The sequence below is a fragment of the Synechococcus sp. EJ6-Ellesmere genome, from assembly GCF_024345875.1.
Lineage (GTDB): Bacteria > Cyanobacteriota > Cyanobacteriia > PCC-6307 > Cyanobiaceae > Regnicoccus_A > Regnicoccus_A antarcticus.
Map to the genome: position 1 here is coordinate 1 of NZ_JAGQBY010000160.1, position 7,103 is coordinate 7,103.

Consider the following 7,103-nt stretch of genomic DNA (forward strand, 5'->3'; position numbering starts at 1 on the left):
TGATGTTGCGAGGAACACCGCTGTCGATGAGCATCAGTGACGAGCGCCGGTTCAGGCCGCTGAGCCGCCCGGCGTCTCTGATCGGCTCCTCGGCTCCAGTGCTGGTGAACACCAGGGAGCAGGTGCTCAGGCAGTGGTCCAGGTCGCTCAGCGGGCGGCACTGGACGGGGAATTCAGGGAAATCAGCGGCCAGGGCCTCGGCACGTTCCGCCGTGCGATTGAGCAGCACCAGGCCGCGGCAGCCTTTGGCCTGCAGGTGCTGCAGCAGCAGCCTGGCCATGCGCCCGGCCCCCACCACCGCCACCTGCTCCTGATCCAGTGGCACGAGCTCGTCGAGGCCCCGGGCCTGGCCCACTTTGAGCTGGGCCAGCTCCACGGCGGCGGAGCTGATCGAGACCGCACCGGTGCCGAGGTTGGTTTCGCTGCGTACCCGTTTGCCGGTGCTCACCGCCTGGTTGAGCAGGCGGTTGAGGATCGGTCCGATTGAGCCGTGTTCCTGGCCCAGCCGCACCATCTTCTTCACCTGGGAGAGGATCTGACCCTCACCCAGCACGAGGCTGTCGAGGCCGGCGGCCACCCGCAAGAGATGGGCCACCGCTTCCTCGTGGTGGTAGGTGAAGAGATGGGGCGTGAGCTCCCCGAAGTCGAGCCCGGAGTGCTGGCTCAGGAAGCTGCCCACGGCATGGATGCCCTGCTCGGGGCTGCGCAGCAGGGTATAGATCTCGAGCCGGTTGCAGGTGCTGAGGATGGAGGCCTCCAGAACCTGCGAGTCCCCGCGCAGGTTCTGGAGGGATTCCTCCATGGTCTGCTCGGGGATGCTCAGTCGCTCCCGGATCTCCACCGGAGCCGTGCGGTGGCTGAGGCCGACGACGGCGATGTGCATGGGAGGCGGCTCAGCGCAGGGCGACGCTCTGGGCGCCGGGCTTGATGTGCACCGTATCGGTGAAGCGGGCCGAGGAGTCGAGCGAGCTGATGATCAGGCTGCTGGTGCGGGTGCAGTCGCGCTCGAACACCACCCCTTTGAACAGCAGGCCGGGGGTGATGCCACTGCCGGCAAACACAACGTTCTCACCGGAAGCCAGCTCTTCGGCCTCATAGACCTTGTCGATGTCGGTGATGCCCATCGAGTTGAGCCGCTCGATGTTGCCTTCCTTGGTGTAGTCGGCCCACTCGCTGGTCTGGGCGATGGCGGGGTCGTACACCAGCTGGCCCTGGAAATGGGCGCCGAGGCAGCGCAGGGCCGCCGCGGAGATCACGCCTTCTGGTGCGGCGCCGATGCCCATCAGGCAGTGGGTGCCGGTGCCGGCGAAACCGCAGGCAATCGCGGCCTGAACGTCACCGTCGCTGATCGGCTTCACCCGGGCGCCGGTGGCGCGGATCTCCGCGATCAGGTCCTTGTGGCGGGCGCGGTCCATCACCACGATCGTCAGATCGCTGGCGGGCATGCCCAGGCATTCGCTCAGGATGGCGATGTTCTCGGTGGCGCTCTTGCGGATGTCCACCTTGCCCTTGGCGGCCGGGGGTGCAGCCAGCTTCTTCATGTAGAAGTCGGGGGCGTTGAAGAGTCCGCCGCGGTCGGAGGCGGCCAGCACCGCCATCGAGCCGTCCTGGGCGTTGGCGCAGAGATTGGTGCCCTCGCAGGGATCCACGGCGAAATCGACGCCGGGGCCAGTGCCGCTGCCCACTTCCTCACCGATGTAGAGCATGGGGGCCTCATCCCGCTCGCCCTCGCCGATCACGATCCGGCCCTGCATGGCGATGGAGCCCATGCGGGTGCGCATCGCTTCAACGGCGGCGGCATCGGCCTCATCTTTCTTGCCGAGCCCGGTGAGGTGGGCGGAGGCGATGGCGGCCTGCTCGACGACTTCGAGCAGTTCCTGAATGAGGGTGCGATCCACGACGGTCCGGCAGGGGGGGAGAGAAGGCGTCAGCAGAAAGACAGGCAGACCAGCTGCAGCAAGGTCTTTCCGACAAGAAGCGGGCGTCACTGTATCAGCGCCGCGTGGGAGGCCCCACCCCACGTTCCTACAATCACCAGGCTCCCTATGCCCCCGGTGGCCCCAACCATGAGCACGAAGCCTCTGGTGATCGCCCCGTCGATCCTTTCCGCTGATTTTGCCCGCCTCGGTGACGAGGTGAGGGCCGTAGACGAGGCTGGAGCCGACTGGATCCATGTCGACGTGATGGACGGCCGTTTCGTTCCCAACATCACCATCGGCCCGCTGATCGTCGAGGCCCTGCGCCCCGTCACTAGCAAGCCCCTCGATGTCCACCTGATGATCGTGGAGCCGGAGCGCTATGTGGGCGATTTCGCCAAGGCAGGCGCCGACCACATTTACGTGCAGGTGGAAGCCTGCCCGCACCTGCACCGCAACCTGGGCCAGATCAAGGACCTCGGCAAGAAAGCCGGCGCCGTGCTCAACCCCGGCACTCCCCTGGAAACCCTCGAGTACTGCCTCGAGCTCTGCGATCTGGTGCTGATCATGAGCGTCAACCCCGGTTTCGGGGGCCAGAGCTTCATCCCCTCGGCTGTGGAGAAGGTCCGTCGCCTGCGCCGGATGTGCGACGAACGTGGACTGGATCCCTGGATCGAAGTGGATGGGGGCCTCAAGGCCAACAACACCTGGCAGGTGGTGGAAGCCGGCGCCAACGCGATCGTGGCTGGTTCGGCCGTGTTCAACACCCCCGACTACCGCGCGGCGATCGAGGGAATCCGCCACAGCCGCAGACCTGAGGCCGTGCTGGCCTGAGCAACGGGGGGACCGGGCCTTTGGCTTTGGCCCGGCTTCCCCGTCAGGCGCCCAGGAACCAGCCGTAGCTGTGCAGGCCGATGCCCAGCAGGTTCACGCCGATGTAACAGACGACGATGACCACCAGACCCGCCGCTGCCACCAGGGCGGGACGGCGGCCCTGCCAGCCCCGACTCAGCCGGCTGTGCAGATAGGCGGCGTAGACCAGCCAGCAGATCAGGGCCCATGTTTCCTTGGGGTCCCAGCTCCACCAGCTGCCCCAGGCTTCATTCGCCCACACGGCTCCACTCACCAGGCCCACCGAGAGCAGCAGGAAGCCCACGGTGATCGTGCGGTAGCTGAGGCTGTCGAGTTGCTCGCTCACCCCGATCGACACGCTGCTCAGGCGCAGCTCGCCTGCTTCAGCGGCCAGCTTGGCCTGGCGATAGCCGCCGCTGCCGATGGAGCTGCTGCGCAGTTGCAGGTCCTGGCCGCGATCGGTGAAGAGCACGGCCACCGAGAGCAGTGATCCCACCAGGAGAGCGGCATAGCTCACCATGATCACGCTCACGTGCATCACCAGCCAGCTGGAGCGCAGGGCCGGCACCAGGGGTGAGGCTTCCTGCAGCCGATCGGGCAGGGCGAAGCTGGCGAAGGCCAGGCAGCCCAGGCCCATGGGTGTTGCCGCGGCCGGCACCAGTGGACTGGGCCAGGAGCGCTCCACCAGCAGCTGGGTGAGGGTGCAGGCCCAGGCCAGGAAGCAGAGGGATTCGTAGAGGTTGCTGATCGGGAAGTGGCCGGAGTCCCACCAGCGCAGAGTGAGCTGGGCCGTGAGGCTCAGATTGGCGGCCGCAACCAATAAGCGGACTGCGCTGCTGGATCGGCCGCCGCTGAGGCCCCAGAAGGCCAGGGGCAGGGCCAGCAGCAGCAGGGCGAAGGCCAGCAGGCCGAGGGAGAGAACCGGGTCGTTCACTGCAGCGCGCTCAAGGCGGGGCGGATCTGCCAGCCAGTCTGCCTGCAGGCCTGGCTGGACGGGGACCGGTTCAGCGGCTGGCCTGGCGCAACAGCAGCAGGCCCAGCAGCAGGCCGATCAGCACCGGGGACCAGGCCGCCAGCACGGGGCCGAGTGTGCCCTTCACCCCCAGGGAGCTGAAGATGAACGACATCAGGTAATAGGAGAAGATCAGCAGCACGCTGATGCCGAACCCCTGGCTGCGGCTCGTGCGGGCATTGGGCCTGACCCCGAGGCTGCTGCCGATCAGGCCGAACACCAGGCAGATGGCCGGAAAGGCGAACTTCTCCTGGATGCGCACCCTCAAGCGCCGGGCTTCCTTCTGATCGCCCGCTTGCCTCAGCAGAGTTTCAGCCCGCAGGGCTTCTGACACCGACATGCTGGCCGCATCCTTGGGCAGGGCCGCCAGCTTGAGAGGGCCCTGGTCGAGCGGGTAGAGATAGCGATCGAACTTGGCTGAGGTGGTGGTTTCGCTGTCGCCCACCAGCACAATCTGCCCGTCGCGGAATTCCCACATCCCCGCCTCATCGTTCCAGGTGCCCGTTTTGGCCTTGAGGATCTGGGTTCCGCTGGGGCGGCTGAAATCAAGAACCGTGACTTCCTCCATCTCTCCATCCTTGAACTGCCGGGAGTAAAAGAGTTGAGAGAGGTAGCGCTCGCTGCCACTCTCATCAAGCTTGCTGGGGCGACGGCTGAAGCGCGAATAGATGATGTTGCTGCCCTTCTCCGCCGCGATCGCCTTGCCAAGGGCCTGATTCAAGGTGTTGGTCGCCTCCAGATTGGCGCTGGGAACGATCAGGTCGTTGAACACGAAGGTGAGCAGGCTCATCAGCACCGCCACGATCAGGGCCGGCAACACCATGCGCCAGGTGCTGACCCCAACGCTGCGCAGGGCAATCAGTTCGCTGTTGCTCGAGAGGGTGCTGTAGGCCAGCAGGGTGGCCATCAAGGTCGCCATCGGAAACGAGAGCACCAGGAAGCCGGGCATCCGCAGTCCAAGCACCTGCAGGGCCGTGAGCAGCGGCAGACCCGATTCGGCTACACGCCGCACCAGCTCGAAGACCACCCCCACCGAGAGCGACACCGCCGTGAAGGCCGCGACACCGAACAGCAGCGGACCCATCAGCTCGTTGGTGAGCCAGCGATCCATCAGGGGTAACCGCTGCCAGGAGAGCATGAACGGCTTCAGCACCCGCTGAACCACCGGTGTGGTCTGTGGCTTGGTGGATGCGCTCACAATTGGAATCCCTCGCCCAGATAGTGACGCCGCACCAGGGGGTTGCTGGCCACCTCCGAAGAGGGGCCCGAGGCAAGAATGCTCCCCTCGGTGAGGATGTAGGCACGGTCGGTGATGGCCAGCGTCTCGCGCACGTTGTGGTCGGTGATCAGCAGGCCCATGCCCCGCTGGCGCAGATTGCCGATCAAAGCCTGCAGATCGGCCACCGCCAGGGGATCGACGCCCGCGAAGGGTTCATCCAGCAGCAGATAACGCGGTCCCTCGCGGCCCACGGCCAGGGCCCGAGCCACCTCACAGCGCCGGCGCTCACCACCTGAGAGCTGGAAGCCTCGGCGGTGCTGGAACCTGCTGAGATGAAATTCCTCGATCAACTCCTCCAACCTCTGGCGCCGCACCCGCACCGGGGTTCCGCTCTGTTGCAGGGCCAGCTGCAGGTTCTCGCGGGCCGTGAGCTGGCGAAACACACTGGCTTCCTGGGGCAGGTAGCCGATGCCCAGACGCGCCCGTTTGGGCATCGGCAGGCCTTCGACCCGGCGCCCATCCAGCAGCACCTGACCCTTGTCGGGCCTGAGCTGACCCGTCACCAGGTTGAAGGTGGTGGTCTTGCCCGCCCCGTTTGGTCCCAGCAGGCCCACCACTTCTCCGGGTTCCAGCTCCAGGCTCACCTCCTTGACCAGGGGACGGCCGCCCAGGCTCAGGGTGACGCTCTCCAGGGAGAGGCTCATCGAAGCGGCGGGGTGAGGGGCTGAGGTTGCGCTCCCGGCGGCTGTGCCTGGGGTGTGGTCTGAATCAGGAGTTTGCTGAACACCTGCTGGCCTTCCAGGGGCTGGGCCAGGGCCCGTTCCCGCTCCACCAGGTAAGTGACCCGGTCGGCCCGCAGCAGGTTGCCATCGTCCTGGACCACATCCACATCGCCGCTGAGAATGATCATCCCCTCCCGGGTGAAGTACTGGGCCTGGCGGGAGGTGGCCACCACCCGGCGGTCGGGATAAACGATCCGGACGTTGCCTGTGGCGGTGATGATCCCGGTGACGTTGTCGGCCTGCTGGCGGTCGGATTCGATCGTGACCTGGCCGGTGGGTGCAGGGGCTGGCACTGCCGGCACTTGGTCCAAAGCGGGGCCGACCTGTCCACCGGGCTGGATCGGCTGGGCACGGCTGCTCTCCGCTGAAGCCAGCATCAGGAGCATGGCTGCCAGGGCCGGCATCACATGACGTCGCCTTGGCCACCGGAGCGGTTCGGACATCTCGACGGGGCTCACCTGCTGGGCAGTGCTCACATCTCAGCGGCAATGGTGGGTGTTGAACCCAATCTGAGTAGGCAATCTACGGGCCGATGTCGGGAGCTCAGCTGCAGGGCAGACGCTCAGGCCTGCGGCCGCAGGCTGGGCAGGGGCAGTCCTGATGGATCGCCGCCAGATTGCAGACAGCGCAAACGGGCGGCGCTGACCTGGCGCAGATGGTCGAGGTCGAGGCCGAGCGCCTCAGAACCGCTGTGGGCCAGACGGCCCACCCCTTCACCCAGCAGCACGGTGGCACCGCGCTCGTTGCCTCGCTCCAGATGGAGATGGGCCACGGCGATCTGCAGCATCCCCTGGAGCACGGGTCGGTCCGGCCCCAGGGTTTCATGCCAAAGCTCCTCGAGCCCGTCGTGGCAGGCGTACCACTGACCGGCATTGAAGAGGACGACCGCCTGCCGGAAGCGGGGGTCGTCCTCGAGGGCCTCGCTCAACGCTTGGCGGGCTTCTTCGCCGGCAGCTTGCGCAACCGGATCGATTCCGGGGTCACCTCCAGCATCTCGTCGGGGCCGATGTATTCCAGTGCCCGCTCCAGGGTCATCTGGATCGGCGACTGCAGGGTGTCGAGCACCTCAGCACCGGCCGAGCGGATGTTGGTGACCTGCTTGGCCTTGCAGACGTTGAGCTCAAGGTCGGGCGGTCGGTTGTGCTCGCCGACAATCATGCCCTTGTACACCTTGGTTCCCGGTGTGATGAAGAACTGGCCCCGATCTTCGGCACCCTTGAGGTCATAGAAGGTGGCGGTGCCTTCCTCGTAGGCAATCAAAACGCCATTGCGGCGCGCATCGAAATCACCCTGCATCGGGCGGTACTCGAAGAAGGAATGGC

Annotated in this window: 8 protein-coding genes and 1 pseudogene; 1 reads left to right on the plus strand and 8 read right to left on the minus strand. The window is 66.2% G+C overall.

Going from position 1 to position 7,103, the window contains the following annotated elements:
- A partial coding sequence (gene hemA / locus KBY78_RS14615) for a glutamyl-tRNA reductase (RefSeq protein WP_255144238.1) occupies positions 1-883 on the minus strand: 883 nt, incomplete at its 3' end.
- A gap of 10 nt (positions 884-893) precedes the next feature.
- Complete coding sequence (gene glpX / locus KBY78_RS14620; RefSeq protein WP_006171644.1) at positions 894-1,898, minus strand: class II fructose-bisphosphatase; 1,005 nt, start codon at positions 1,896-1,898, stop codon at positions 894-896.
- A gap of 168 nt (positions 1,899-2,066) precedes the next feature.
- Here glpX and rpe point away from each other — a divergent pair, with 168 nt between their 5' ends.
- A complete protein-coding gene (gene rpe, locus KBY78_RS14625) occupies positions 2,067-2,750 on the plus strand; it encodes a ribulose-phosphate 3-epimerase (protein ID WP_255144239.1) in 684 nt (227 codons plus the stop codon).
- Between the two features lie 43 nt (positions 2,751-2,793).
- Here rpe and ccsB read toward each other — a convergent pair whose 3' ends face one another.
- From ccsB to KBY78_RS14655, 6 genes and pseudogenes are all read right to left on the minus strand, one after another.
- The gene (ccsB, locus tag KBY78_RS14630; protein WP_255144240.1) at positions 2,794-3,702 is read right to left on the minus strand and encodes a c-type cytochrome biogenesis protein CcsB; all 909 of its coding nucleotides are present in this window, start codon (positions 3,700-3,702) and stop codon (positions 2,794-2,796) included.
- A gap of 70 nt (positions 3,703-3,772) precedes the next feature.
- The gene (locus KBY78_RS14635) at positions 3,773-4,978 is read right to left on the minus strand and encodes an LptF/LptG family permease (RefSeq protein ID WP_399215980.1); all 1,206 of its coding nucleotides are present in this window, start codon (positions 4,976-4,978) and stop codon (positions 3,773-3,775) included.
- Positions 4,975-5,703, minus strand: a complete 729-nt coding sequence (gene lptB / locus KBY78_RS14640) for an LPS export ABC transporter ATP-binding protein (RefSeq protein WP_255144241.1) — start codon at positions 5,701-5,703, stop codon at positions 4,975-4,977. The genes KBY78_RS14635 and lptB overlap by 4 nt, the downstream gene beginning before the upstream one ends.
- Complete coding sequence (locus KBY78_RS14645; protein WP_255144243.1) at positions 5,700-6,167, minus strand: LPS-assembly protein LptD; 468 nt, start codon at positions 6,165-6,167, stop codon at positions 5,700-5,702. The genes lptB and KBY78_RS14645 overlap by 4 nt, the downstream gene beginning before the upstream one ends.
- A 176-nt stretch (positions 6,168-6,343) precedes the next feature.
- Positions 6,344-6,709 (minus strand): DUF309 domain-containing protein, encoded by a 366-nt coding sequence (locus KBY78_RS14650; protein ID WP_255144244.1) that lies wholly within the window; start codon positions 6,707-6,709, stop codon positions 6,344-6,346.
- Positions 6,706-7,103: pseudogene (locus tag KBY78_RS14655) on the minus strand (translational GTPase TypA); the annotation flags it as partial. The pseudogene KBY78_RS14655 and the gene KBY78_RS14650, both read right to left, overlap by 4 nt.